This is a genomic window from Streptomyces sp. Y309 (genome assembly GCF_056712025.1).
On record NZ_CM160048.1, the window covers coordinates 1,728,156 to 1,752,235 of the forward strand.

27 protein-coding genes and 1 pseudogene are annotated in these 24,080 nt (G+C 74.1%); 9 read left to right on the plus strand and 19 right to left on the minus strand.

From position 1 onward, the window contains the following. Window positions 1–15: 15 nt before the first annotated feature. Both AC0KTA_RS06120 and AC0KTA_RS06125 read right to left on the minus strand, forming a co-directional pair. On the minus strand, window positions 16–912 hold the full coding sequence (locus AC0KTA_RS06120) for a hypothetical protein (protein ID WP_481054080.1): 897 nt from the start codon (window positions 910–912) through the stop codon (window positions 16–18). Between the two features lie 25 nt (window positions 913–937). Next, window positions 938–1,738, minus strand: coding sequence for an ANTAR domain-containing response regulator (locus tag AC0KTA_RS06125; protein WP_481054081.1), 801 nt, complete (start codon window positions 1,736–1,738; stop codon window positions 938–940). An 89-nt stretch (window positions 1,739–1,827) separates the two neighbouring features. On the opposite strand from AC0KTA_RS06125, the gene AC0KTA_RS06130 reads away from it, so the two are divergent. Further along, window positions 1,828–2,952: a PAS domain-containing protein gene (locus AC0KTA_RS06130; protein ID WP_481054082.1), complete on the plus strand. Its 1,125-nt coding sequence runs from the start codon at window positions 1,828–1,830 to the stop codon at window positions 2,950–2,952. Here the strand turns inward: AC0KTA_RS06130 and AC0KTA_RS06135 are convergent. Next, window positions 2,933–3,784, minus strand: coding sequence for an RNA polymerase sigma factor SigF (locus AC0KTA_RS06135; RefSeq protein WP_481056323.1), 852 nt, complete (start codon window positions 3,782–3,784; stop codon window positions 2,933–2,935). The two genes, AC0KTA_RS06130 and AC0KTA_RS06135, sit on opposite strands and share 20 nt — an antisense overlap. Before the next feature lie 285 nt (window positions 3,785–4,069). Between AC0KTA_RS06135 and AC0KTA_RS06140 the strand changes: the two genes are divergently transcribed. Together AC0KTA_RS06140 and AC0KTA_RS06145 are read left to right on the plus strand one after the other, a co-directional pair. Further along, window positions 4,070–4,468, plus strand: coding sequence for a CBS domain-containing protein (locus tag AC0KTA_RS06140; RefSeq protein ID WP_481054083.1), 399 nt, complete (start codon window positions 4,070–4,072; stop codon window positions 4,466–4,468). A 29-nt stretch (window positions 4,469–4,497) separates the two neighbouring features. Next, window positions 4,498–5,043 (plus strand): type 1 glutamine amidotransferase domain-containing protein, encoded by a 546-nt coding sequence (locus tag AC0KTA_RS06145; protein WP_481054084.1) that lies wholly within the window; start codon window positions 4,498–4,500, stop codon window positions 5,041–5,043. A 57-nt stretch (window positions 5,044–5,100) separates the two neighbouring features. Here AC0KTA_RS06145 and AC0KTA_RS06150 read toward each other — a convergent pair whose 3' ends face one another. The 3 genes from AC0KTA_RS06150 to AC0KTA_RS06160 all read right to left on the minus strand — a co-directional run bounded on the left by AC0KTA_RS06150 (window position 5,101) and on the right by AC0KTA_RS06160 (window position 8,818). Beyond that, complete coding sequence (locus AC0KTA_RS06150; RefSeq protein WP_481054085.1) at window positions 5,101–5,685, minus strand: TIGR03086 family metal-binding protein; 585 nt, start codon at window positions 5,683–5,685, stop codon at window positions 5,101–5,103. A gap of 489 nt (window positions 5,686–6,174) precedes the next feature. Next, on the minus strand, window positions 6,175–7,137 hold the full coding sequence (locus AC0KTA_RS06155; protein ID WP_481054086.1) for an AraC family transcriptional regulator: 963 nt from the start codon (window positions 7,135–7,137) through the stop codon (window positions 6,175–6,177). Between the two features lie 52 nt (window positions 7,138–7,189). Next, on the minus strand, window positions 7,190–8,818 hold the full coding sequence (locus AC0KTA_RS06160; protein ID WP_481054087.1) for an ABC-F family ATP-binding cassette domain-containing protein: 1,629 nt from the start codon (window positions 8,816–8,818) through the stop codon (window positions 7,190–7,192). Between the two features lie 136 nt (window positions 8,819–8,954). Here AC0KTA_RS06160 and AC0KTA_RS06165 point away from each other — a divergent pair, with 136 nt between their 5' ends. Together AC0KTA_RS06165 and AC0KTA_RS06170 are read left to right on the plus strand one after the other, a co-directional pair. Further along, entirely contained in the window at window positions 8,955–10,484 is a 1,530-nt protein-coding gene (locus AC0KTA_RS06165) for a phosphatase PAP2 family protein (RefSeq protein ID WP_481054088.1), read from the plus strand. 69 nt (window positions 10,485–10,553) lie between these two features. Next, window positions 10,554–11,414: a methyltransferase domain-containing protein gene (locus AC0KTA_RS06170; protein ID WP_481054089.1), complete on the plus strand. Its 861-nt coding sequence runs from the start codon at window positions 10,554–10,556 to the stop codon at window positions 11,412–11,414. Window positions 11,415–11,460: 46 nt separating this feature from the next. Here AC0KTA_RS06170 and AC0KTA_RS06175 read toward each other — a convergent pair whose 3' ends face one another. The 12 genes and pseudogenes from AC0KTA_RS06175 to AC0KTA_RS06230 all read right to left on the minus strand — a co-directional run bounded on the left by AC0KTA_RS06175 (window position 11,461) and on the right by AC0KTA_RS06230 (window position 20,399). Further along, a complete protein-coding gene (locus AC0KTA_RS06175) occupies window positions 11,461–11,730 on the minus strand; it encodes a gas vesicle protein K (protein ID WP_481054090.1) in 270 nt (89 codons plus the stop codon). 56 nt (window positions 11,731–11,786) lie between these two features. Then, a pseudogene (locus AC0KTA_RS06180) lies at window positions 11,787–11,981 on the minus strand (gas vesicle protein); the annotation flags it as partial. Further along, window positions 11,978–12,769, minus strand: coding sequence for a GvpL/GvpF family gas vesicle protein (locus AC0KTA_RS06185; protein WP_481054091.1), 792 nt, complete (start codon window positions 12,767–12,769; stop codon window positions 11,978–11,980). The gene AC0KTA_RS06185 and the pseudogene AC0KTA_RS06180, both read right to left, overlap by 4 nt. Next, window positions 12,759–13,115 (minus strand): gas vesicle protein, encoded by a 357-nt coding sequence (locus AC0KTA_RS06190; protein ID WP_481054092.1) that lies wholly within the window; start codon window positions 13,113–13,115, stop codon window positions 12,759–12,761. The genes AC0KTA_RS06185 and AC0KTA_RS06190 overlap by 11 nt, the downstream gene beginning before the upstream one ends. Then, window positions 13,112–13,630: a hypothetical protein gene (locus tag AC0KTA_RS06195; protein WP_481054093.1), complete on the minus strand. Its 519-nt coding sequence runs from the start codon at window positions 13,628–13,630 to the stop codon at window positions 13,112–13,114. The genes AC0KTA_RS06190 and AC0KTA_RS06195 overlap by 4 nt, the downstream gene beginning before the upstream one ends. Next, window positions 13,627–13,875, minus strand: a complete 249-nt coding sequence (locus tag AC0KTA_RS06200; protein WP_481054094.1) for a gas vesicle protein GvpG — start codon at window positions 13,873–13,875, stop codon at window positions 13,627–13,629. Before AC0KTA_RS06200 ends, AC0KTA_RS06195 begins: the two co-directional genes overlap by 4 nt. A gap of 9 nt (window positions 13,876–13,884) precedes the next feature. Beyond that, the gene (locus AC0KTA_RS06205; RefSeq protein WP_481054095.1) at window positions 13,885–14,652 is read right to left on the minus strand and encodes a GvpL/GvpF family gas vesicle protein; all 768 of its coding nucleotides are present in this window, start codon (window positions 14,650–14,652) and stop codon (window positions 13,885–13,887) included. After that, on the minus strand, window positions 14,649–15,083 hold the full coding sequence (locus AC0KTA_RS06210) for a gas vesicle structural protein GvpA (RefSeq protein WP_481054096.1): 435 nt from the start codon (window positions 15,081–15,083) through the stop codon (window positions 14,649–14,651). The genes AC0KTA_RS06205 and AC0KTA_RS06210 overlap by 4 nt, the downstream gene beginning before the upstream one ends. 108 nt (window positions 15,084–15,191) lie before the next feature. Further along, window positions 15,192–15,512: a gas vesicle protein GvpO gene (locus AC0KTA_RS06215; RefSeq protein WP_481054097.1), complete on the minus strand. Its 321-nt coding sequence runs from the start codon at window positions 15,510–15,512 to the stop codon at window positions 15,192–15,194. Window positions 15,513–15,594: 82 nt separating this feature from the next. Then, window positions 15,595–16,551, minus strand: coding sequence for a non-homologous end-joining DNA ligase (ligD, locus tag AC0KTA_RS06220; RefSeq protein WP_481054098.1), 957 nt, complete (start codon window positions 16,549–16,551; stop codon window positions 15,595–15,597). A gap of 54 nt (window positions 16,552–16,605) precedes the next feature. After that, window positions 16,606–18,465: a transketolase gene (locus AC0KTA_RS06225; protein ID WP_481054099.1), complete on the minus strand. Its 1,860-nt coding sequence runs from the start codon at window positions 18,463–18,465 to the stop codon at window positions 16,606–16,608. Window positions 18,466–18,761: 296 nt separating this feature from the next. After that, complete coding sequence (locus tag AC0KTA_RS06230) at window positions 18,762–20,399, minus strand: NAD(P)/FAD-dependent oxidoreductase (protein ID WP_481056324.1); 1,638 nt, start codon at window positions 20,397–20,399, stop codon at window positions 18,762–18,764. A gap of 252 nt (window positions 20,400–20,651) precedes the next feature. On the opposite strand from AC0KTA_RS06230, the gene AC0KTA_RS06235 reads away from it, so the two are divergent. Next, window positions 20,652–21,755: an enolase C-terminal domain-like protein gene (locus AC0KTA_RS06235; protein ID WP_481054100.1), complete on the plus strand. Its 1,104-nt coding sequence runs from the start codon at window positions 20,652–20,654 to the stop codon at window positions 21,753–21,755. Window positions 21,756–21,789: 34 nt separating this feature from the next. Next, window positions 21,790–22,320 (plus strand): DEAD/DEAH box helicase family protein, encoded by a 531-nt coding sequence (locus AC0KTA_RS06240; protein ID WP_481056325.1) that lies wholly within the window; start codon window positions 21,790–21,792, stop codon window positions 22,318–22,320. Window positions 22,321–22,362: 42 nt separating this feature from the next. On the opposite strand, the gene AC0KTA_RS06245 is transcribed toward AC0KTA_RS06240, so the two are convergent. Further along, window positions 22,363–22,902, minus strand: a complete 540-nt coding sequence (locus AC0KTA_RS06245) for a phage holin family protein (RefSeq protein ID WP_481054101.1) — start codon at window positions 22,900–22,902, stop codon at window positions 22,363–22,365. 139 nt (window positions 22,903–23,041) lie between these two features. Between AC0KTA_RS06245 and AC0KTA_RS06250 the strand changes: the two genes are divergently transcribed. Beyond that, window positions 23,042–23,596, plus strand: a complete 555-nt coding sequence (locus AC0KTA_RS06250; protein WP_481054102.1) for a hemerythrin domain-containing protein — start codon at window positions 23,042–23,044, stop codon at window positions 23,594–23,596. A gap of 73 nt (window positions 23,597–23,669) precedes the next feature. Next, the gene (locus tag AC0KTA_RS06255; protein ID WP_481054103.1) at window positions 23,670–24,029 is read left to right on the plus strand and encodes a VOC family protein; all 360 of its coding nucleotides are present in this window, start codon (window positions 23,670–23,672) and stop codon (window positions 24,027–24,029) included. Window positions 24,030–24,080 lie beyond the last annotated feature (51 nt).

The window sequence follows — 24,080 nt, forward strand, 5'->3', positions numbered from 1 at the left end:
CGACCTGTCCGGCGGTCAGCGGGGGTAGGCGCGGTCGCGGCGCAGCCGGTGCACGGCGGCGCCGACGGCCCCGGCGACGAGGAGGGCGCCCGCGGCCAGGGCCGCCGGTGAGTCGCTGAAGCCGCCCTGACGGCCGGCGTGCACACCACGGGCCGCGGCGGGAGCCGTGTGGGTGGCGGCGTGCGTGGGGTGATGGGTGGGGGTGTGGGCGGTCCGGGTGACGGTGAACGTCGCCTTCCACTGGCCGTCGCCGTGGCAGGTGCCGTCGACGGCCCACTCCGAGTCGGCGCCGACGGCGTTCGGGCCGCCGCCCTCGAAGGACGCGGCGGCGGCGACGCGGGCCGTGCCGTGGTAGGTGATGCCGCCGTCGGCGGCGGCGGGGCCCGGCAGTCCGGGCGAGCCGGACGGGTCGAGCCCGTCGAGCCCTTCCGACCGGTCGAGCCCTTCCGACCCGTCGAGCCCCGCGGACGGGTCGACTCCTTCCAACGGGTCGAGCCCTTCGGACGGGCCGACGCCTTCGTCGTACTGACCGTTGTCGTACTGACCGTTCTCGTTGCTCTCGTTGTACTGGGGGTACGGGGAGTTGTCCTCGGAGTGCTGGTTCTGCGGGGCTTGCTGGTTCGGCTGGTTCGGCTGGTTCTGCTGGTTCTGCTGGTGCGGCTGGTTGTGCTGGACGCGCTGGAGCTGGACCGTGCCGTGCTCGAAGGCCTGGGAGCTCGCGTCCATGGTCTGCGGCGGGCTGCCGCCGGTGGCGGGGCAGGTGACGGAGACGGTGACCTGTTCGCCGGGGGCGGCGTGCTTGGGGGTGACGTCGGCGGTGACGTCTCGCGCGTACGCGGACGGGGCGGCGGCGAGGGTGCAGAGGGCGGCCGTGGTGAGGGTCAGGGCGAGGTGCGGGGCACAGTTGCGCATGAGGTCATTCGAGCGTGGGGACGCGTCATGCGCGCGGTGTGGCCTCCGGCCGGGTGAGCCGGTGGGGTGACGTGAGGCCCTGCCCGGCCGATGACGCGTGGTCCTGTCCGGCCGACGACGCGAGGTCCTGCTCGGCCAGCGACCTGAGCTCGCGTTCCAGACCCCTGCCCCGCTTCTCCACCAGGGCGGCTGCCACCTCGGCGAGTTTGCGGTTGGTCTGCTGGGAGATGCGGCGCAGCAGGGTGAAGGCCCGGTCGGCGTCGCAGGTGACGATGTGCATGATGATGCCGCAGGCCTGGTCGACGACGGGCCGGGTGCGCAGGGCCTCGCCCAGGTGGTCGAGTTCCGTGAGTGCCGCGCGGTAGTGCCGGTCGCGGACCAGGCCCGCCGCCGCGAGGTCGCCGAGCGCCTGCGCGGGCCCGCACCCCGCCTCGTCCAGCGTGCCGGGGCGGAAGCTGAACAGGCTCAGGGTGAGCGTGAGTCCGGAGCGCCGGAAGGGCAGCGTGACGCTCGCGCGGACGCCGGAGTCGAGGGCGAGCGCGCGGTACTCGGGCCAGCGGTCGTCGCGCAGCAGGTCCTCCGCGTCCACCGGCGCGCCCCGCGCCTGGGCCGCCGGGATCGGCCCGTCGCCGGAGCGCAACTGCACCGAGACGAGTCCCGCGAGGTCGGGATGGGTGGCGGCGGCCGCCGACTGGTCCTCGCCGCCTTCGGTGACGGTGGTGCCCGCGCCGCAGCACGCCGCGGTGCAGCGCACCGCCTGTTCGGCCAGTTCCGAGAGCCTGCGCGTCGGCTGGGCGGATTCCGGTCCGTCCGTTCCGAGCAGCATCGGCATGATGGTGTGCCTCCTCGTTCCTCGTTCTGGTCGGCTTCCCGGTGAGGCCTCCGGAAAACGGCGGCAGCGGATACGTTCGACCCATGACGGACACGGACCGGTTCGGTGAGGATCTCGCGGACTTCGTGCGCCGCGTCGCGGAGTTGAAGGCATCACGTGCCGTCCCCTCCGGTGACCTGCGCACCATGCTCGACGCGGCGCTCTTCGAACTGGACCACGTGGCGGAGCGGTTGTGGCCGGGCCTCGAGCAGCAGCTCGCCGACGGCGTCCCGGCGGCGGGCACGACGGCCGCCCGGGAGGAACAGCGACTGCTGCGCACCGTCTTCCAGCGGTTCCCGCTGCCGGTCGCGCTCGTCGACGGCGAGACGGTGGTGCGGCGCATGAACACCGCGGCGGCGGACCTCACCGGGGGGCGCGTCGGGTACGCGACGGGGCGGCCGCTCACCGGTCTGCTGGCGCCGTCGGACCGCTCCGCGTTCCGCTCGCAGGCCGCGGCGGTGGCCCGCGGGGAGGGCGACCGGAGCCTGACGGTGCGGCTGCAGCACCGGCCCCGGCTGCCGGTGCGGGCGACGCTGACCGCGCTGCGGCCGGGCAGCGAGCCCCGCACGGTGGTCCTGGTCGTGCTGCAGGCCGCGGGCGCGCCCGATCCGCTGCCGCGCGGCGCCCGGGGCCGGACGCCGGACCTCGGCGAGGCGACCCGGCACGCCGAACTCCTGGAGCTCTCGGACGCCATGACGGTCACGCTTCTCACGGCGCCGTCCGGGGATCCGGCGGCGGTCCTCGCGCGCGTGGCCGAGGTGCTGCACGGCCGGTTCGCGGACTGGGTGATCGCCGACGAGGGCGCGGCCGGGCCGCGGCGCCGGGCGGCCCTCGGTCCCGAGGGCGGACCGGTCGCGGACGTCCGCGCGCAGGACCCGGCCGACTGCCCGCTGGTCCTGGAGACGGTCCGCTGCGGGGCCCCGACGCTTCAGGTGCGGCCGGATCCCCCGGACAGCTTCGGCCGGGACGCGAGCGGCGCCCCGGTCCTGGTCCGCGCGAACGTCACGTCGCTGCTGTGCGTGCCGCTCGCGCCGCGCGCGAACGGCCCCGTCGAGGGGGTGCTCAGCCTGTTCCGGACCGGCGCGCGCCTGGCCTTCTCGATGGCGGAGGCGCGCGCCGTGGACGTGATGGCCCGGCACATCGCCCTGGCTATGCGGCGGCCCGGGTGACCCCGTCCCGCATCACCTCGTCGCGCAACCGGCCGCAGCAGCGGCTGATCAGGCGCGAGACGTGCATCTGCGAGATGCCGAGCTGCTCGGCGATCCGGCTCTGTGTCATGTCGCCGAAGAACCGCAGGTAGAGGATGGTCCGCTCGCGCTCGGGCAGCCGGGCGAGGCATGGCTTGACGGCCTCGCGGTCGACGACGACGTCGAGCGCGGGGTCGGCGTCGCCGAGGGTGTCGCGCAGCGTGTAACCGTCGTCGCTGCCCGGGAGTTCGGCGTCCAGCGACAGCGCGGTGAAGCTGTCGAGCGCCTCGAGTCCGGTCGCCGCGTCCTCCTCGCTCATCCGGGCCTTCTCGGCGATCTCGGCGACGGTGGGCGCCCGCCCGGAGATGGTCTGGGACAGGTCCTGGCGGGCGAACCGCACGCGGTTGCGCAGGTCCTGCACCCGGCGCGGCACGTGCAGGGTCCACATGTGGTCGCGGAAGTGCCGCTTGATCTCGCCGGTGACGGTCGGCACGGCATAGCTCTCGAAGGCGTTGCCGCGCTCAGGGTCGTACCGGTCGACGGCCTTGACCAGGCCGAGGGCCGCGACCTGGCGCAGGTCGTCGAGGGCTTCGCCGCGGTTGCGGAAGCGCCCCGCGAGCCGCTCGGCCATGGGCAGCCAGGCCTGCACGATCTCCTCGCGCAGGGCGTCCCGTTCGGGTCCGTGCGGCATCTCGCACAGCCGCCGGAAGGCCTCGGCGGTGTCGGGGGCGTCGTCGTGCGGGTGCCGCTTCGGGTGCGGCCGCCGCGTACGTTCTCCATCTTTTGCGTCGAAATCTTTTGCGTCGGACGGCATGACGCTGGCATCGGATCGCATGACGCGTGGCAACTCCTTGTGCCGGTGCCTGGTTGGACGGTCACCGTGGGAGTGCGCGCGTTCGTCACCTGGGCACACCCGGGGGGTGAGGCGGAGCCGCTCCCACGGACGTGCCTCCGGTCCGAAGCACTGCTCTTCCGCCTGCCCCGCGCGCCGCGCGACAAACGCCCCCGGCATGGGTCCGGCGCGGAGGGGTACTGCGGGCGGAGTGCCGCGCGGCGGGTACGGCACGGCACGCCGTCCACGTGGGAAGGGCTCAGCGCCATGGCGGATTACGTGAGGGAAGTCATGACACCGGGAGTCGTCGCGGTCCGCCCCGACGCCTCGCTGGTCGAGGCCGCGCAGCTGATGCGCGCCCAGGACATCGGTGATGTCATAGTCACGGGCGACGGTCAGGTCCTGGGCGTGCTCACCGACCGGGACATCACGCTGCGCGCCGTGGCCGACGGCGCGGATCCCCTGACCGTCAGCGCGCAGGCCGTGTGCACGCCGAACCCGGTGGTGGTCGCCCCCGACGACCCCGTGGCGGAAGCGGCGGGCCTGATGCGGGCGTACGCCGTGCACCGTCTGCCCGTCGTCGAGGACGGCAGGCCCGTCGGCATGGTGAGCCTGGGCGACCTGGCGGTCGGGCCGCCGCACGAGGACCGCCTCGACGAGGACTGACTCTCCGAACACCCGAAAGGGATTGACGTATGCGTATCGCGTTTCTGGTCGCCCCCGAGGGCGCCGAGCAGGTCGAGCTGACCGATCCCTGGCAGGCCGTGGTGGACGGGGGCGGCGAGCCCGTCCTGGTGTCCACCCGCGCGGGCTCCGTGCAGGCCTTCCACCACCTGGACAAGGCCGACACGTTCCCCGTCGACCAGGTGGTCGGCGAGGTGGCCGCGGACGAGTTCGACGGCCTGGTGCTGCCGGGCGGCGTCGCCAACCCCGACTTCTTGCGCATGGACGAGAAGGCGGTGGCGTTCGTCCGCTCGTTCTTCGAGCTCGGCCGGCCGGTCGCCGCGATCTGTCACGCCCCGTGGACGCTGATCGAGGCGGACGTGGTGCGCGACCGCACGCTGACGTCGTGGCCGAGCCTGCGCACCGACCTCCGCAACGCGGGCGGCACCTGGGTCGACGAGCAGGTGAAGGTGTGCGACGGCGGCCCGGCGACGCTGATCACCAGCCGCAGGCCGGGCGACCTCAAGGCCTTCTGCGAGGCGTTCATGACGGAGTTCGCCCGGACCGCGAACCGGTAGCCAACAGCGGACGGCCGACAGCCGGTAGCCGAACGGCCGCGCCGCCAGGGAGTGCCGCTAGGGAGTGCGGCCGAGCAGGCACAGGAGTTTGGTCTGGACGTCCGCCCCGGGCGGGGGCTGCACGGCCGGGGCGAACAGTCCGCTCTTGCTCAACTCGGCGGCGTACGGCGTCACTTCGCGCACGGCGGCGGAGACGAGGTCGTCCGGCAGCCGTTCGTCGGCGCCGATCGCCCGCGCCAGGTCCCAGCTGTGCACGACCAGGTCGGTGACCATCTGGGCGCAGTAGTCGCGCGCCGGGGTGTCGCCGTACGAGAGGTGCACCGTGCGCTCCATCGCGCCCGGCTCCTCGAACGCGGCGCGGGCGGCCTCGGCCGCCGTGTCCCAGGAGGCGACCGGGTCGGGGCCCAGCATGTCGCCGTCGAAGGTGTCGCCGACGTCCTCGATGGCGGCGCCGTCGCGCACCAGGGGCGGGACCCAGAGCTGTTCCACGGCCAGGTGGTTGACGAGGTCCCGCACCGTCCAGTCGGCGCAGGGCGTCGGCGCGTCCCACTGGTCCGCCCCTACGGTGTGCACCCGCTCGGTGAACAGGTCGAGGGCCCGGCCGTGCCGCCGCAGCAGCCGGGGTCCGTCCGTCGCGCTCATGCCGCCTCCGTCTCCCCGCCCGCGGGCGGGTCGTCGTCTCCCGCTGGTGCGCGGGCCGTCCGGCCCGCTCGCGTGCGGGCCGCCGCGTGCGCGTGGCTCGTCGCCGTGCGCGCACCTTCAAGTGTGGCCGCACGGCGCCCGGGAGGCAGCGGGAGCGGGGCCGGAAGAGGCGGGCCCGATGGCACGAGGGGTGCCGGGGGAATCACCGGGCCCGCGGTCCCGAAGCCGGCCCGGCGGGCTGCGCCGGGCCGGAAACACCGGGGATCCGTCCACGGCCGACGCCCGGGAGAAGGCTAGGGCCCCCGCGACGGCGACCGGTCCACCCGGTGCCGCCCTCACCCTAGGCGGGCGCCCGCACCGCCACGATCCGCTCGGCGCGGTGGCTGTCCGCAGAACGCACCGCGTCCGCGCGAGGCGCCCGGCGCGGCGCGCACATGCCCCACCGTCAGCCCCGCGCCGCGCCCCTCCGTCAGCCCTGCAACCCCTCCGTCAGCCCCGCAGCGTCTGCGACGGCAGCTCCCCGAAGCGCGCCCGGTACTGCTCCGCGAACCGGCCGAGGTGGGCGAAGCCCCAGCGGTGGGCGACCTCGCTCACACCGGCCTCGCCGGGACCGGCCGCGCGCAGTTCGTCCCGCACGCGCTGCAGGCGTACGTCGCGTACGTACGCCATGGGGGACATCCCCACGTACCGCCGGAAGGCCTCCTGCAGCCAGCGCACGCCGACGCGTGCCTCGGTGGCGAGCGCGGCGGTGGTGAAGGGGTGCTCGGGCCGCTGCAGCACGGCGTCCATGGCGCGCTTGACCGGCGCGGGCCGCAACTGGCGCACGGGATCCGCGAGTTGGTCGCGGTAGGGATGTCCGGCGGCGAGCAGCAGGCCGTTCAGGACCGCCTCCTGGAGGGGCGCGGCGACCAGTGATCCGCTCAGCGTTCCGGACTCGTCGAGCAGGTCCTCCACGACCGTGCGCACGAGCCGCGTCCAGCTCAGGCCGGGCCCCCGGCTGGTGTCGAAGGCCGTCTCGAAGGGCACCGGGCCGCGGGCGGGCCTGCCGAGCAGCCGCTCCAGGCTCTCCTCGAGGGCCACCCGGTCCAGCTTCACCGAGAGCACCCGGCAGTCGCCCGACCACCGGTCGACCATGGTGTCGCCGACCGGCTGGTAGACGGCGGCGCTGTCGGGCACGGTGAGCACGCACGTGTCGGAGCCCTGGCGCCAGGTCATGTGGCCGCTCAGCGGGATGTTCACGTGGTAGGCCCCGAGCTCCCCGAGGCGTACGCGCACGTCCGTGCCGCAGTTCAGCTCCCCGACGGTCAGCGCGCCGAACTGCCCGATGGTGAAGTCCGCCCGGAAGCGGTGCGGCCTGTCGAGCACGTCCAAGAAGTTGCTGTAGTACGCGGTCTCGAGCTGGTGCCGGGCCTCGTCCACATCACTGGTCCCGAAGGACGTCCTCACAGTCACGGTCTCTCCAACTGCGCAGCGTACGGCGTGGTTTCGCCACGCTACCGCCCCGCTAGCGGGCCCGCTCCACTCTTCGCTCGTCCCATACGGGTGCCGGGGTCTCGCGGACCCGGCCGTCGGCGCCGAAGACGAGATAGCGGTCGAAGGAGCGGGCGAACCAGCGGTCGTGGGTGACCGCGAGCACCGTGCCCTCGTACGCCTCCAGGCCCTCCTGCAGGGCCTCGGCCGACTCCAGGTCGAGGTTGTCGGTGGGCTCGTCGAGCAACAGGGCGGTGGCGCCCTGGAGTTCGAGGAGCAGGATCTGGAAGCGGGCCTGCTGGCCGCCGGACAGCCTCTCGAAGCGCTGCTCGGCCTGCGCGGTGAGTTCGTAGCGGCGCAGCCGGGACATCGCCGCGCCCCGGTCCTTGGCGTGCTCGCGCCACAGGATGTCGAGCAGGGTGCGGCCGAGGAGCTCCGGGTGGGCGTGGGTCTGCGCGAAGTGTCCCGGCACGACGCGGGCGCCGAGCTTCCACTCCCCCGTGTGCGCCACCGGGTTGTCGGCATCGCCCGCGAGGAGGCGCAGGAAGTGCGACTTTCCCGAGCCGTTCGAGCCGAGGACGGCGACCCGCTCGCCGTAGAAGACCTCCAGGTCGAAGGGTTTCATCAGGCCGGTCAGCTCGAGGTTCTTGCAGGTGACGGCGCGCACACCGGTGCGGCCGCCGTGCAGGCGCATCGTGATGTCCTGCTTGCGCGGCGGCTCGGGCGGCGGTCCGGCCTCCTCGAACTTGCGCAGCCGGGTCTTCGCCGCCTGATAGCGCGAGGCCATCTCGTCGCTGCGCGAGGCGTACTGCTGCATGTCCAGGACGAGCTTCTTGAGCTGCGCGTGCTTCTCGTCCCAGCGGCGGCGCAGCTCCTCGAAGCGCGCGAAGCGCTCCTGACGCGCCTCGTGGTACGTCGCGAAGCCCGCGCCGTGCACCCACACCTCCGAGCCCCCCGGGCTCGGCTCGACGCTGACGATCTTCTCGGCGGAGCGGGCGAGGAGTTCACGGTCGTGGCTGACGAACAGGACGGTCTTGCGGGTCTCCTTGAGGCGCTCCTCCAGCCAGCGCTTGCCGGGGACGTCCAGGTAGTTGTCCGGTTCGTCCAGGAGCAGCACCTCGTCGGTGCCGCGCAGCAGGGCCTCGAGGACCAGGCGCTTCTGCTCGCCGCCGGAGAGCGTGCGCACCTCGCGCCACTGGGCCTTGTCGTACGGGACGCCGAGCGCGGCCGTCGTGCACATGTCCCAGAGCGTCTCGGCCTCGTACCCCCTGGCCTCCGCCCAGTCGGACAGGGCCTGCGCGTACTGGAGCTGGGCCTTCTCGTCGTCGACGGTCATGATGGCGTGCTCGGCGCGGTCGACGGCCTCGGCCGCCTCGCGGATGCGGGGCTGGGCCACCGCGACCAGCAGGTCGCGCACGGTGGTGCCGTCCCGTACGGAACCGACGAACTGGGGCATCACGCCGAGGCCGCCGGACACCGTGACGGTGCCGCCGTGCGGTTGCAGCTCCCCCGCGATGAGCCGGAGCAGCGTCGTCTTGCCGGCGCCGTTCGCCCCCACCAGCGCCACGACCGCGCCCTCGCCGACGCGGAACGAGACATCACCGAGCAGCGCTCGCCCGTCCGGCAGGTAGTACTCGATGTGCGCGGCTTCCAGATGTCCCATGGGGGCGATTGTCCGTGGGGGCGTTCGGCGCGGGCAAACGGTTTGTCGTCGGCGTACGAGGTGCCGCCGGGGGGAGCTGAGGTGGAGCCGGGTCACCGGCCCGTTGGAGGCGGCGGCTCGGGGGTACCCGCCCCGCATGATGCCTGACGCCGCTCTTCCGCTGATGCCTGACGCCGCGCTTCCCCGGCCCCCGGCTTTCCCCCTGCCCCCGGCGCGCATCCCCAGGAACCGGCTGACCGCGCTGGACCACCGGGTCTTCGACGTGGTCGCCGCGCGCCACTGGCCCGGTGCCGACCGGCTGCTGCCCCGGCTCAGCCACGCCGCGAACCACGGGGGGCTGTGGTTCGCCACGGCGGCGGCGCTCGCCGCGACCCGCACGCCGCGGGCCAGGCGGGCCGCCGCGCGCGGCGTGGCGTCGCTGGCGGTGGCGTCCGCGACGATCAACACGCTCGGCAAGCGGTCGGTGCGGCGGACCCGTCCCGGCCTGGACGGCGTGCCGCTCGTGCGCAGGCTGAGGCGGCAGCCCGTCACCACGTCCTTCCCCTCGGGGCACTCCGCGTCCGCGGCGGCCTTCGCGGCCGGCGTGGCCCTGGAGTCGCCCCGCCTCGGCGCGGCCGTCGCCCCGCTCGCGGGTGCCGTGGCGCTGTCCCGCGTCTACACGGGAGTGCACTTCCCCAGTGACGTCCTCGCCGGTGCCGCCCTCGGTACCGGTGCCGCATTGGCCGTACGCGGCCTGGTGCCGACGCGGTCCCAGCTCCCGCCACCGGGCCGCCCGCGCGCCGAGGCCCCCGCCCTGCGCGCCGGGCGCGGCCTCGTCGTGGTCACCGACAGCGGCGCGAAGACCTCCTGCCGGGTGTCCGAACTGCTCGACGTGCTGCCGCTCGCCGAGGTGGTGACCTGCGAACCCGCCGAGCTGCCCGCCGAGTTGGAGAAGGCGGCGGCCCGCTCCCGCGCCCTCGGCGTGTGCGGCGGCGACGGCACGGTCAACGCGGCGGCGACGGCCGCCGTGCGGCACGGCCTGCCCCTCGCGGTGCTGCCCGGCGGGGCGCTCAACCACTTCGCGTACGACCTCGGGGTGGAGGAGGCCCGCGATCTGGCGCGTGCCGTGGAGACGGGCGACGCGGTCGCGGTGGACGTGGGCCGGTTCCGCTCGGCGGCCGGCGAGGGGTGCTTCCTGAACTCCTTCGGCCTCGGCGTCCACCCCGAGCTCGTGCGCGAGCGCGAGCGGTGGGCGCACCGGGTCGGCGGCTGGCCCGCGGGCGTGCTCGCCGCGGCCCATGTGCTGCGGTCCGACCGGCAGCCGCTGCACGCCGCGTTCGGGGGCACCGAGCGGGCGCTGTGGCTGCTGTTCGCCGGGAACTGCGTGTACCACCGCCTCGGCCTCGCGCCCGCCCGGCGGTTCGACCTCGCCGACGGGCTGCTCGACGTGCGCGTCGTGCACGGCGGCCGCAGGCCCGGCGCCCGGCTGCTCGCGGCCGCGCTCACCGCTCCGGTCGAGCGCTCCCCCGTACAGACCGCGGCCCGCCTGCGCCGGCTGCGCGTCGACGGGCTCGCACCCGGTACGAAGATCGCGTACGACGGTGAACTCACCGAGGTGGAGGGCGAGTTGGTGATCGACAAGCTGCCGGAGGCGTTGACGGTCTATCGGCTGTCGTCGGCGTCCTGACGCCCGCGCGGTGATCGTATAGTGAGACGCGGGTCTCGCCATGCGGGCTCGCGGGCGTACAGTGCGGCCATGTCGCAGCCGCAGCAGACCCACGCCGAGACCGCAGAGACCCCCGTCGGAGCTCACGCCGAGATCGCCGTCTACACGCACGGGCACCACGAGTCCGTGCTGCGCTCCCACAGCTGGCGCACCGCCGCCAACTCCGCCGCGTACCTCCTCGGTTCGCTGCGGCCACACTGGCGGATCCTGGACGTCGGCTGCGGTCCTGGCACCATCACCGCCGACCTGGCCGCGCTGGTCCCGGACGGGCACGTCACGGGCGTCGACCGCGCGCCCGGCATCCTGGAGCGGGCCCGCGCCACGGCGGCCGGGCGCGGCCTGGGCAACGTCACATTCGCCGTCGACGACGTGCACGCACTCGCCCACCCCGACGACTCGTTCGACGTGGTGCACGCCCACCAGGTGCTCCAGCACGTGGGCGATCCGGTGCGGGCGCTGCGGGAGATGCGCCGAGTGTGCAGGCCGGGCGGCATCGTGGCCGTGCGGGACAGCGACTACGAGGCGATGACCTGGTATCCGCGGGTGCCGGGCCTGGACGACTGGCTCGCCCTGTACCGGCGGGTGGCGCGCGCCAACGGGGGCGAGCCGGACGCCGGGCGGCACCTCAAGTCCTGGGCCCTGCGGGCGGGTTTCACGGACGTCACGTGCACCGCGGGCACCTGGTGCTACAGCACGCCCGAGGAACGGGCCTGGTGGAGCGGGCTGTGGGCGGACCGCACGGTCGCGTCGGAGTACGCGGCGCGCGCGCAGGAGGGCGGGCACGCGGACACGGAACGGCTGGACGCCGTCGCGGCGGCCTGGCGGGAGTGGGGTCGGGCGGAGGACGGCTGGTTCGCGGTGCTGCACGGGGAGGTGCTCTGCCGGGTGTGAAGGCCGGGGTGGCGGCGCCCTGCTCGCGCCGCGTGGCGCCGGGCGGTCAGTCCCTCGGGAGCAGCGGGCCCAGCGGGCCGAGGTCCAGGTTCAGGTCCTCGGGCCGCAGCCCGTAGCGCTCGCGCAGCCGCGTCATCCGGTCCTCCAGGAGCATCAGCGTCATGCCGACCCGCTCCTCCTGGTCCTCCGTCAGCTCGCCGGAGTCGAAGCGGCGGATCGCCTGCCGCTCCATGAGCTGACGGAGCAGCTCGACGACGGTCAGGACGAGGGCGACGAGGTCCCGTTCCACGGTGTCGGGTTCGAGATCCATCTCCATGACGCCTCCAGGTCACTCCGGTTCACTCCGGGTCGCTCCGGTTCACTCCGGTCGGGCAGAGCCGCGAACGGTGACGGCACCTGCGCGTTGACCGCGCTGATCAGTGCCTTCAGGTCGATGCGGACGAGGTCCACGTCCGCGATCCGCAGCGTGATGTCGCCCGCGAGGACCACGCCGCCGGCAAGGAGCCGGTCCAGCAGGTCGACGAGGGCGATCTCGCGCTGCGCGAAGGGGGTGGCCGACGCCGTCACGACCCCTCACCCGTCTCCGGCCCGTCCGTGAACGAGTACGCCGCCCACGGCCCGGTCACCTCCACGCGCAGCCCCGGACCGGTGCCCTCCGCGCGGCCGCCGACCAGTTCCAGGAACTCCTCCGACCGCGTACGCGGCACCAGATAGGCGGCGTTGAGGATGTTGCGGCCGGAGCCCGCGCCGGTGAGGGGCCCGCTCTGCACGGGGTGCAGCCGCGCGTCGGCGGCGTACCGGGCGAGGTCGCCGTGCAGCTTCCGCGTGAACACCTCGGCCCGCGCCGCGGACTCCTCGCGCGCGGCGTGCCCGGCCCGGCGGCGGCGCAGATAGTCGCGCCCCGACTCGGGGGCGCGCCGCGGCTGCGTGGCGGGCGGCTCGCCGCCGTCGTCGTCGCCGCCGAGCCACACCTTCACGCCCCACTCCACGTGGCCGTCGATGCGGTCCAGGATCCGGCGCAGCCGCGCGGACTCGTCCTCCAGCATGGCGCGTACGCCGCTGTCGTCGCGGAAGACCGTCGCGAGCCGCAGCGGCAGCGGGCAGGTCACGGTGGTCAGCGCGGCGACGACGCTCTGGTGGGCGCGGGCCGTCGCCGCCAGCCAGTCGAGGTCCTCCAGGTGCGCGCGCAGCGGTTCGTGCGCGAAGTCCCGCTCGGGGACGGGGCTGACGACGGCCACCAGGCCCTCGTGGACGAGCTGCCGCGGCGGCGCGCCCGCCACGCCGGTGAGATCGGCTTGCAGTGGCGCGGCCGGCGGGCGGCACACGGCGTACACATAGCGCAGGTCATCGCTCACGTTCGCGTTCTCCTCGGCCGGGGGTGTCGCCGCCTTCCGCGAGTTCGCGTTGTTCCAGTTGCTCGACGCGGCGGCGCAGGTCCTCGTTCTCGCGCGCGAGCGCGGTGCGGCGCGCGCCGCTGGACAGGGCCGGGTCGTCCTCCCACCAGTCGATGCCCATCTCCTTCGCGCGCTCGACGGAGGCGACCACGAGCCGCAGCTTGATCGTGAGCAGCTCGATGTCGAGCAGGTTGATCCGGATGTCCCCGGCGATCACGATGCCCTTGTCCAGGACGCGTTCGAGGATGTCGGCGAGGTTGGAGCCGCCCTGGGGGTAGGGCTCGGGCAGCCGGCTCGCGGCGGTCATCGACGGCTCCGGCCGTCACCGGCCGAGGCGTACGCGTCGGCCTCGTCGGGTCCGTCGGCCTCATCGGCGTCGTCGGCCTCATCGGCGTCGTCGGCCTCATCGGCTTCGTCGACCTCGTCTTCGTACGGCTCCTCGTCCTCGTACAGCTCCTCGTCCTCGTACGGAGCGTCTTCCTCGTACGGAGCGTCTTCCTCGTACGGAGCGACCGCCTCGCCGGTGGTGCTCTTCAGGGCGCCCTCGACCGAGTCCCTGAGGTGACCGCGGCCCTCCGCGATGGCGTTGAGCTTGACGGTGGCCTCGCCGAGCCTGCGGCCCACGCCGGCGAGCAGGCGTTCGGCCTGCGCCAGCAGATAGGCTCTCGCCTCCTCCTTGAGCCGGTCGACTGCGGGGCCGGAGCTGGGCTGAAGTCTGCGGCCCGCCACCATGGTGCCGACGGCGAAGGCGAGTTTCGCCTTCTTCGTGCGTCCGAGGACATACCCGGCGCCCACGGCGAGGCCCACTGCCATGCGATTCATGACGTTCCAGTTCCAGTTCCAGTTCCGTGGCCGAGGCGGGCGAGGAGTTCGTCCTCGCGGCGGTCGAACTCGGTCTCGTCGATCTCGCCCGCCTCCAACCGCTCGGCGAGCAGGGCGAGTTCCTTGCGGACGGCCGAGGGGTCGTAGTACTGGCGCTCCGCCTCCGCGACCACCTGCCGGAGCACCCACAGGGTGCCCCGGGCAGGGGCCAGCGGCAGGGCGAGCACTTCACCGATGAGTCCCATGCCGGGTCCTCACCGCACGCCCGCGGTGTCCTCGGCGTTCTCGGCGGGCTCCGCGGGGCCCGGGTCGACGAAGCTGTACGGGGGCAGCGGCCCGTGCACGGTCAGCTCCAGGTGGGGCTGGTTCTTGCGGAGTTCCTCGACGGCCTCGACGAAGGCCGCGGCCGCCTCGCGGCGCACCAGGAACGACACGTTGGCGAGCCAGCCCGTGCCCTCGGGTCCCATGCTCACGGCTTCCGCGCACGGTTCCAGGGCACGGCGCACCTCGACGCCGTCGCTCGCCTCGCGGGCCTTCACGGCCGCGGTGACCTGTTCGCCCAGGCGCAGCTTCTGCTCGTAACTGCCGCCGCCCGCGGCGCGGTTGGCCTCGACCATGGCGCGCAGCTCGGGGTTCTCGGCCAGCACCTGGTGCAGCACGGCCTGCTCGTCGTGGGCGGCCTTGACGTTGTACTCGGCCCTGCCCTGGAGCGCGCGCAGCCGCTCCTCGTAGTGGTCGGCGAGTTCGGCGAGCACCGCGACGACGGCCTCGTCGTCCTGCGCGAGGCTGCCGAACCGCATCGGCAGGACCGCGCCGCCCGCGCCCGCCTCGTCCAGGACGCTCTGGTGGGCGAGCAGGTCACGCCGCTTGGGCCGCAGGTCGTCGGGGCTGTCGGAGACGATCGCGGCGAGCTTGCCGTGCCGCAGCACGCGTACCTTGCGCTCGGGCTCGCCGATGCCGCCCATGCCCTCCGGCAGCGCCGGGTGCGTGGCGGCCGCGATGCCGTAGATGTAGGTGGTCATTCCTGCTCCTCCTTCCGGCTGCGGGAGGACGTGCGCCGGGCGCGCGGACGGGCCGGCTCCTCCTCGGAGCGGCCTTCGTCGCGGGCCTGCCGGAAGGCGTCGGATATGGTCTCCGCCGCGCCGGAGAGCGCGCCCTTGGACTTGCCGCGCGCGCCGGACTCGGTGAGCTCGCCGACCAGGTCGGGTACGCCCGGGGCCTTGCGCGGGCCCGCCTCCAGGTCGAGGCGGTTGCACGCCTCGGCGAACCGCAGATAGGTGTCGACGCTCGCGACGACGACCCGCACGTCGATCTTCAGGATCTCGATGCCGACGAGCGAGACGCGCACGAAGGCGTCGATCACCAGGCCGCGGTCGAGGATGAGTTCGATGACGTCGTACAGGCCGCTGGTGCCGCCTGCGCCGCCGGTCTGTTGTGCTGGGACGACGGTCATGCCGACCGGTCCTCCTTGCCTTGGATATCTGGCTTGCCTTGGATGCCCAATGTGCTTGGGTTGTCGGGTGTGTTCGCGTTGTTCGCGTTGTTCGGGTTGCGCCGGGGATCAGCCGCCCGTCCTCGGCGGGTCGGCGCGGCCGCGTTCGTAGCGGCGCACCCGTCGGTACCCGGTGAGCTCACCTCGCGGGTCCAGGGTCACGGCGTAGGTCGCGAGCAGGCTCATCGTGTCCGGCACGCGGGCCAGTTCGAGGACCTCCACCGCCACGTTCCAGCCGTCGTCGGTGCGTTCGAAGGACGACACGTTCTCGGCCGGCATACCGGTGAGTTCCGCCAGTTGCTCACGCGCCTGGCGGAGCACGGTGACGGGGCCGGGCCGGTCGTCGGATTCGGCTTGCGACCTGTTCTCCTTGCGGGGCGACTGCGTCATGGGCACCTCCTGGTCCGGGTGACCCCGCGCGCCATGGCCAAACCTGCGCGGGCCCTCTCCCCTCCGCGTCCGGCCGCGGCCCTCAACTGCCGTGCAGCGCCCGCAGTTTGCGGCGCGCCGGACCGAGGGCGCGGGGTGAGCGCAGCAGCCCGGCCCAGGGGTCGGTGCGGGCCTGCTCGACGGCGTCGGCGACGGTCCAGCGCGCGGCGTGGGTACCGGGGTCGTCGAGCTGGTCCCAGGCGATCGGCACGGCCACGGGCGCGCCGGGGCGGGCGCGCACGGAGTAGGGGGCCACGGCGGTCTGCGCGTAGGCGTTGCGCTGCACGTCGAGGTAGAGGCGGCCGCCGCGGTCCTTCTTGCGGACGGCCGTGGTCAGCTCGTCGGGGTGGGACTCGGCGAGCAGGTCGGTGACTTCCTTGGCGAAGTCGCGTACGTCGTCGACGTGGTGACGGCCGTTCAGCGGCACGATCACGTGCAGGCCGCGCGAGCCGGTGGTCATCAGGGCGGACGGCAGGCCCACCTGGTCGAGGAGTTCGCCGAGCAGCCGGGCCGCGTCGCGCACCGCGCCGAACACGTCCTGCGGGGCACCGTCCTTGGCCGGGTCGAGGTCGAACACCAGCCGGTCGGGCCGGTCGATGCGGCCGACCCGGGACAGCCACCGGTGCAGGGTCACGCAGGCCTGGTCGGCGAGGTAGAGCAGGGTGGCGCTGTTGTCGCACGCGGTGTGCGTGACGGTGCCACCTTCCTTGGGGACCTCGGCGCGGGTGATCCAGTCCGGGTAGTGGTCGGGGGTGTCCTTCTGCATGAACATCGGGCCGGGTACGCCGTCGGGGTGCCGCTCCAGCATCAGCGGGCGGCCCCGCAGATGGGGCAGCATGAAGGGGGCGACGGACCGGTAGTAGTCGACCAGGTCGCCCTTCGTGCAGCCGTGTGCCTCGCCCGCGCCGTCACCCTCCTCCGGGGGCAGCAGGACCTTGTCGGGCCGGTGCACCTCCACGGTGCGGCGGCCTGCCCGCACCTTGCGTTCCGTGGTGGTCATCGCGTCTCCTCACTCGTCGCTCGTCCCCCGTCCTGACCTGGCCCCGGGGCGCGCTCACGGCACCACGCGTTCGGCGAGGAGCCGTACCGCCGCCGCGATGGACTCCGCGTCGATGCCGGCGGCCCGGAGCTGCTCGGCGGGCGAGGCCGAGCCGGGCATGTGGGTCACGGCGAGGCGGGCCAGGCGGGGCACGGGGCTCCCGTCGGTGAACGCGTCGAGGACGGCGTCGCCGAGGCCGCCCTCCTGGCGGTGGTCCTCGACGGTGAGCAGACAGCCGGTGCTCTGGGCGGCCTCGCGCAGGGTGCCGCGGTCCACGGGTTTGACGGAGTACAGATCAATGACGCGTACGGGGATGCCGGCGCCGTCGAGGACGTCGGCGGCGGCCAGGGCCTCGTGGACGGTCACCCCGGCGGCCACGACGGTGAGCCGGTCGCCCCCGGAGGACCGCAGTACCCGGGACCCGCCCACGGGGAACTCCTCGTCGGGGCCGTACAGGACGGGCGTCGCCCCGCGCGAGGTCCGCAGATAGCGCACCCCGTCGAGGTCGGCCATGGCGGCGACCAGGTGCGCGGTCTGGTTGGCGTCGCACGGGTACAGCACCGTCGAGCCGTGCACGGCCCGGAACATGGCCAGGTCCTCCAGGCCCATCTGCGACGGCCCGTCCTGACCGATGGCGACACCGGCGTGCGAGCCGACGAGGTTGATTCCGGCCCCGTCGACGGCCCCCATCCGTACGAAGTCGTGGGCGCGGGTGAGGAACGCCGCGAACGACGAGGCGTACGGCACCCAGCCGCGCGTCGCGAGCCCGACGGCGGCGGCGACCATCTGCTGTTCGGCGATGTAGCACTCGAAGTACCGGTCGGGGTGCTCCTTGGCGAAGTACTCGGCGCGGGTGGAGTCGCCGACCTCGCCGTCCAGGGCCACCACGTCGCCACGGGCCGTGCCGAGCGCGGCGAGCGCCTGCCCGAAGGCGTCGCGGGTGGCGGTCTCGGTGCCCACCTCGTAGCGCGGCAGCTCCAGGTGCCCGCTGCGCTTCGCGTGCAACGCCCGTGCCGCCGGGGGCACTTGGACGTCGACCCGGACCTGGCGTACGCCGCCGAGCTCGCGGACCGCGGCCTCGGCGTCCTTCAGCGGCTTGCCGTGCAGGCCCTCGCGGTTCTCGGCGGCGGCGACGCCCTTGCCCTTGACGGTGCGGGCGAGGATCGCGGTGGGGCGGCCGACGGCGGAGCGGGCCTCGTGGCAGGCGCGGTCGAGCGCCTCGACGTCGTGCCCGTCGGCCTGGACGACGTGCCAGCCGAAGGCGGCCAGGCGGCGCGCGTAGGCGTCGAGGTCCCACTCGTGCCGGGTGGGGCCGCGCTGGCCGAGCCGGTTCACGTCGACGATCAGCGTGAGGTTGTCGAGTCGTTCGTACGAGGCGTGCTCGACGGCCTCCCACACGGCGCCCTCGGCCAGCTCGCTGTCGCCGCACAGCACCCACACGCGGTACGGGATCCGGTCGAGACGCTTGCCGGACAGCGCCATGCCGACGCCGACCCCGAGCCCCTGCCCGAGCGAGCCGGTGGCGACCTCGACCCACGGCAGCCGCCGCGGCGTGGGGTGCCCCTCGAGGCGGCTGCCCTGCGCGCGGAAGGTGAGCAGCTCCTCGTCGGTGAGCACGCCCGCGGCCTTGTACGCGGCGTAGAGCAGCGGCGAGGCGTGCCCCTTGGACAGCACGAACCGGTCGTTGCCGGGGTGGTCGGGCCGGGCGAAGTCGTACTGGAGGTGCCGCGCGAGCAGCACCGCCATCACATCGGCCGCCGACATCGACGAGGTCGGATGCCCGGATCCGGCGGCATCCGCGGCCCGCACGGAGTCGACACGCAACTGCTGGGCGAGCTCGTGGAGTTGGTCGCGTTTGGGGGTGGCGGGGCTCACCGGGGTCGCGGGGGTGCCTGGGGCGCTGGGGGTGCTTGGGGCGCCGGGGGTGCCTGGGGCACTGGGGGGTTCAGTGCTGGCGGGGCCGCCGGGGCTTTCGGGGCTGCCTCGGCCGCCTGGGCTTTCAGGACGGCTGAGGGTGCCGGGGCCGCCGGGGCCGTGGGGGCTGCCGGGGCGCTCGGGGTCCACCGGCCATGCTGGACCATCGGGGCCGCCGGGGCGCTCGGGACCGCTGGGGCTCTCGGGGTCTTCCGGCCATGCTGGACCGCCGTCGTAGGGGGTGCTGTCCACCATCGTCACTCCTCCGTCTGCTTGGGCTGCTCGGCCGGTTCCGGCCGCTCTGTCTGCTCGGTCGGTTCCGGCCGTTCCGCCTGCTCCGTCGTCTCCGGCCGCTCGGCATGCTTCGGCTGCTCCGTCACTTCTGGCCGCTCTGACTGCTTCGGCCGCTCTGACTGCTCCGACTGCTCCGTCGCTTCCGGCCGCTCTGTCTGCTCGGCCTGCTTCGGCTGCTCGGCCTGCTCCCGCTGTTTCGGTTGCTCCGACTGTTTCGGTTGCCCCGCTTCCTCCGCTCCCTCCGCTCCCTCCGCCTTCGGCGCCTCCTGCGCCCCCTCCGCCTCACCGGAGCCCCCGTCGGCCGTCCGCCCCGACGACCCCGCCACCCGTGCGAGCTCCGGTGACGCCGTGTCCAGCGGTACCGACCACGACCGCACGAGCCCCAACTGCACACCCTGGCGCGGCAGTACCGTGTCCAGGAGCCAGTCGGCGGCGACCCGCACGCGGTTGCCGGGCATCGCGGCCAGGTGGTAGCCGCGGGTGACGGCGCCGGCGAGCGGACCGGACAGCGGGACGCCGAGCGGGTTGGCGGCGCCGCTCGCGCCGCCGAGGTCGACGGTGAAGCCCAGGTCGTGGTGGCGGTAGGAGCGCCGCTCGCCGACGCCCAGCGAGGCGGCGACGTTGTGGCCCGCGGCCTTGCCCTGCCGCCAGGCGTGCTGGGCGGTCATCGCCGTGTACTGCCCGGGCTTGGCCAGGTCGGGGACGGCCGCCGCGTCCCCGCACGCGAACACCTCCGGATGACCGGGCACGTTCAGGAACGGGTCGACGAGCAGCCGCCCGCGCTCCAGCGGCCGCCCGATCCCGGCGACGAGCGGATCGGGCCGCACCCCCACGCACCACACCAGCGTGCGCGTGGGCACGAACTCGCCGTCGTCGAGGAGCACGCCGTCCCGGGTCGCCTCCTTCACGGACGTACCCGTACGGACGTCCACACCGCGCCGCCGCAGCACCCGGTCCGCGGTGTCGGACAGCCTGCGGTCCAGCTCGGGCAGCACGCGCGGGGCGATGTCGAGCAGCACCCAGCGCGGCTCGATCCCGGCCCGCAGGGGCTGGTGCCGCACCAGAGACCGGGTGAACAGCTCGCCGTGCGCGGCGACTTCGACGCCCGTGTAGCCGGCGCCGGCCACGACGAAGGTGCAGCGCGCCCGGCACGTCCCGGCGTCGCCGGCGCCCGCGGCGAGCTCGATCTGCCGCGTCACGTGGTCGCGCAGGTACAGCGCCTCGGGCAGCCCCCGGAAGCCGTGCGCGTGCTCGGCGACTCCGGGCACGGGAAGGAGTTTGTTGACGCTGCCGACGGCCAGCACGAGCCGGTCGTACGACAGCTCGCCGCGGTCGCCCTCGGGGCCGGTGTAGCGGACGGTGTGCCCCGCCAGGTCGACGCCGTCGGCCTCGCCGAGCACGAGGCGTACGTGGCGCAGCGCGCCCGCGAGCGACACGGTGACGCGGCGCGGTTCGAGGACGCCCGCGGCGACCTGCGGCAGCAGCGGCAGGTACAGAAAGTAGTCGGTGGGGTTGAGCAGGGTGATGTCGGCCCGGCGGCGGGTCAGCCGCGACAGCGTACGGGCGGTCTGGAACCCCGCGAAGCCGGCGCCGACGATCACGACGTGGGGGCGGCTGGCTGTTCGGCTCACGGTGTGCCTCCGGTGGGGTCCGGTACGTCCGATGTGTTCCAGCATGGACCTCCCGCGTGCCCGGGGCCGCCCGGGCGAAACGCCCGTCGTTTGCCGCCACGCCTTCGGGTTACCCGGCCCCTACGCCGTCCCGGTGGCGCCGCGGAGGCCCCACCGGGGCAGGCCCGCGCCCCGCGCCGCCCCGCGGTCCGCCCTCGCCCGCCCCAGCGAAAGGCGCGCCCCATGGCCGAGTCCGGATACGTCCGCGTGGAGCCGCCGGCCGTGTCGGCGTACACGGTTCCGGCGGACGCGCCGGAGGCCGACGGCACGTCCGCCTGGGACACCACGACGATCGTCGTCGCGGAGGTGACCGCGGGCGACGCCACCGGCACCGGCTGGACCTACGCGCCCGCGGCCACCGTCGACCTCGTCCGCGAGCAGCTCGCGCCCGTCCTGACCGGCCTCGACGCCTTCGGCATCCCCGCGGCGCACGACGCCCTCACTAAGGCCGTGCGCGACACCGGCCGCCCGGGCCTCGCGTGCCGCGCCATCTCGGCCCTGGACATCGCCCTGTGGGACCTCAAGGCCCGGCTCCTTGAAGTGCCGCTGGTACGGCTGCTCGGCGCGGCCCGCGACGACGTGCCGGTCTACGGCAGCGGCGGCTTCACCACGTACCACGACACGCATCTGGCGGCCCAGCTCAACGGCTGGGTGCACGGTCAGCGCATCCCGCGCGTCAAGATCAAGGTCGGCGAGAGCTGGGGGCGGGCCGTGGCCCGCGACGTGGCACGGGTGCGCACGGCGCGCGACGTCATCGGCCAGAAGGCCGAGCTGTACGTCGACGCGGGCGGCGCGTACACCCGCAAGCAGGCCGTGCGCGTCGGCCGGGTGCTCGCCGAGCACGGCGTGGGCTGGTTCGAGGAGCCGGTGTCGTCGGACGACCTGCGGGGCCTCGCGCTGGTGCGCGACGCGCTGGTCTGCGACGTCACGGCGGGCGCGTACGGCTGCGACCTGGCGTACTTCGCCCGGATGATCCCCGCGGTGGACTGCCTCCAGGCCGACGCCACCCGCTGCGGCGGCCTCACCGAGTGGCTGCGCGCCGCCGCCCTCGCCCAGGCGCACGGCCTGGAGATGTCGGCGCGCGGCGCCCCGCACGCGCACGCGGCGGCCGCGGCGTGCGTGCCGAATCTGCGGCACGTGGAGTGGTACCACGACCACGTCCGCATCGAGTCGATGTTCTTCGACGGCGCCCTGGACCCGACCGGCGGCACGGTCCGCCCGGACGGCGGTACGGGCCACGGCCTGCGGCTGCGCACGCCGGACGTGGAGGAATACCGGGTCGCGTGAGTCGCGCTCCATGGGCATGGAGAACACGAAGGCCATGGAGAACACCGAAGTCGTGCTCATCGGCGGGCGTTCCGGGGCCGGCAAGTCGTCGGTGGGCCTGGAGGTCGCGGCGCGGCTGCGGGGCGCGGACGTCGGTCACGCCCTGATCGAGGGCGACGTGCTGGACGCGGTCCACCCCGCCCCGCCGGGCGACCCGCACCGCTCGCTGCTGACCCGCCGCAACCTCGCCGCCCTGTGGGCGAACTACGCCGAGCTCGGCTGCCGCCGTCTGGTCTACACGAACACCGCGTGTGTCCTGCCCTCCGAGGAGTGGCTGTTCACCGAGGCGCTGGGCCGCTCCCGCCTGGTCCGCGTGCTGCTCACGGCCACCGACGCGACGGCGGAACGCCGCCTGCGGGAGCGCGAGTTGGGCTCGGAACTGGAGCAGCAGCTGCGCCGCAGCGCGTACATGGCCCGGCACCTGGACGACCACGTGCCGCCGGACGCCCACCGCGTCGCGACGGACGACCGGACGGTGGGCGAGATCGCGGCGGAGGTGATCAGGAGGGCGGGCTGGGTGCTGTGATCCACGCCCCCAGCCCAGGGATCCCCGCTCACGGATCCCGGCTCACGCGCGCGGGCGGCGGGACTCGGGGGCCGTGGGCGGCGGCGGTCCGGCGCCCGGGGTTTCCGGGGTGCCGGGGGTGCCGGGTCCCGCGGACGGCGGGACCGTGGGGAACCCGGCTGTGCCGCCGACGGGCGGGGTCTTGGGGGCCGCGGGAGTCACGGAGGGTGCCGGGGCCGAGGGGGCCTTGGAGACATCCTGATCGGCCCGCGCAGCGTTCTTCATCAGCTCGGCGGCGCCGGCGAGCAGCACGGTGACGATCAGCGCGGCCGCCCAGCCGGGCAGGCCGAGCGCGATGACCAGACCGAGGGTGAGCGCGGCCGCGGCGCCCGCGTACAGGGCGACGGCGCCGGACGAGGCGTACAGAGCGGCCTTGCGGCGCTGCTTGCGCGCCACCTGGGACAGCTCCGCGCGCAGTTCCGCGCGCAATACCTCGCGCAGTTCCGTACGCAGCGACTCCCGCACGGCCTCGCGGACGACCTGCGCCAGCGCGTCGCCGAGCGTCTTGTCCTGCAGCGGCACGTTCTTGTCCTGGACCGGCATGTTCTCGTCCTTCCTGCTCTGTCTTGTCCTGTCCGAAACGGTGGGAGCGGACGGGTACCCGCCGCTTCCGTCGCGTAACGACCGCGGGCCCGGGTACCCGGACGGTCCGCACCCGGACTCCAGTGGGAGGAAGAAGAGGATGACCGAGCGCAACGACGTCGTCGAGCTGCTGAAGGCGCAGCACGCGGCGATCCGTGAACTGCTCGACCAGGTGGCGGCCACCAAGGGCGAGGAGCGGAAGCGCTCCTTCCAGCAGCTCGTCCGGCTTCTCGCGGTGCACGAGACCGCGGAGGAGGAGGTCGTCCATCCCTTTGCCCGCAGGAACATCGACGGCGGCGAACTCCTCGTCGCCGACCGGCTCAAGGAAGAGGAAGGCGCCAAGGCGGCGCTGTCGCGGCTGGAGGACATGGACCCGGACTCCCCCGAGTTCCTGGACCAGTTCGCCGCGCTGCGCCAGGACGTGCTCGCGCACGCGGACGCCGAGGAACGGTACGAATTCGCCCACCTGCACAAGGTGTCCGACCGCAAGAAGCTGGAGAACCTCGCGGTGGCGGTACGGGCGGCGGAGGCCGTCGCGCCGACGCGGCCGCATCCCGGCACGGACACCGCGCTCAAGAATGTCGCGGTGGGTCCGGTGGCCTCGGTCGTGGACCGTACGCGGGACGCGATCCGCAAGGCCACGGGCGGCGCGTGAACGTCGCGTGAGCGGGGGTGTGAGGTCGGTCGAAACGATCTCCTGTCCCGGCGACGCCAACTAGGCTCGTCCCATGGACATCCTGGGAACCGTGCTGCGTGTCTGCGTCAGGGACTTGGAGGCGTCCGTCGCGTTCTACGAACAGCTGACGGGCAGCACAGCGATGCGCTTCGAGCGGGGCGGCGTGTCCGTCGCCTCGGTCGGGTGCTTTCTGCTCATGAGCGGGCCGGAGGCGGAGCTGGAAGTGCTGCGCAAGGTGGCCGCGACGATCGCCGTCAAGGACGTCGACGAGGCGCACGCGACGCTGACCGCGTCCGGTGCGCACATCGTCGCCGGGCCCCTGCCGACGCCCGCCGGGCGCAACCTCATCGCGATGCACCCCGACGGCGCGGTCTTCGAGTACGTCGACCGCAACGCACCGCCCACATCCTGACCCCTCGACGGCAACCGCCCCCGCCGCTCCGCGGCGGAATTCGCCCTCCCA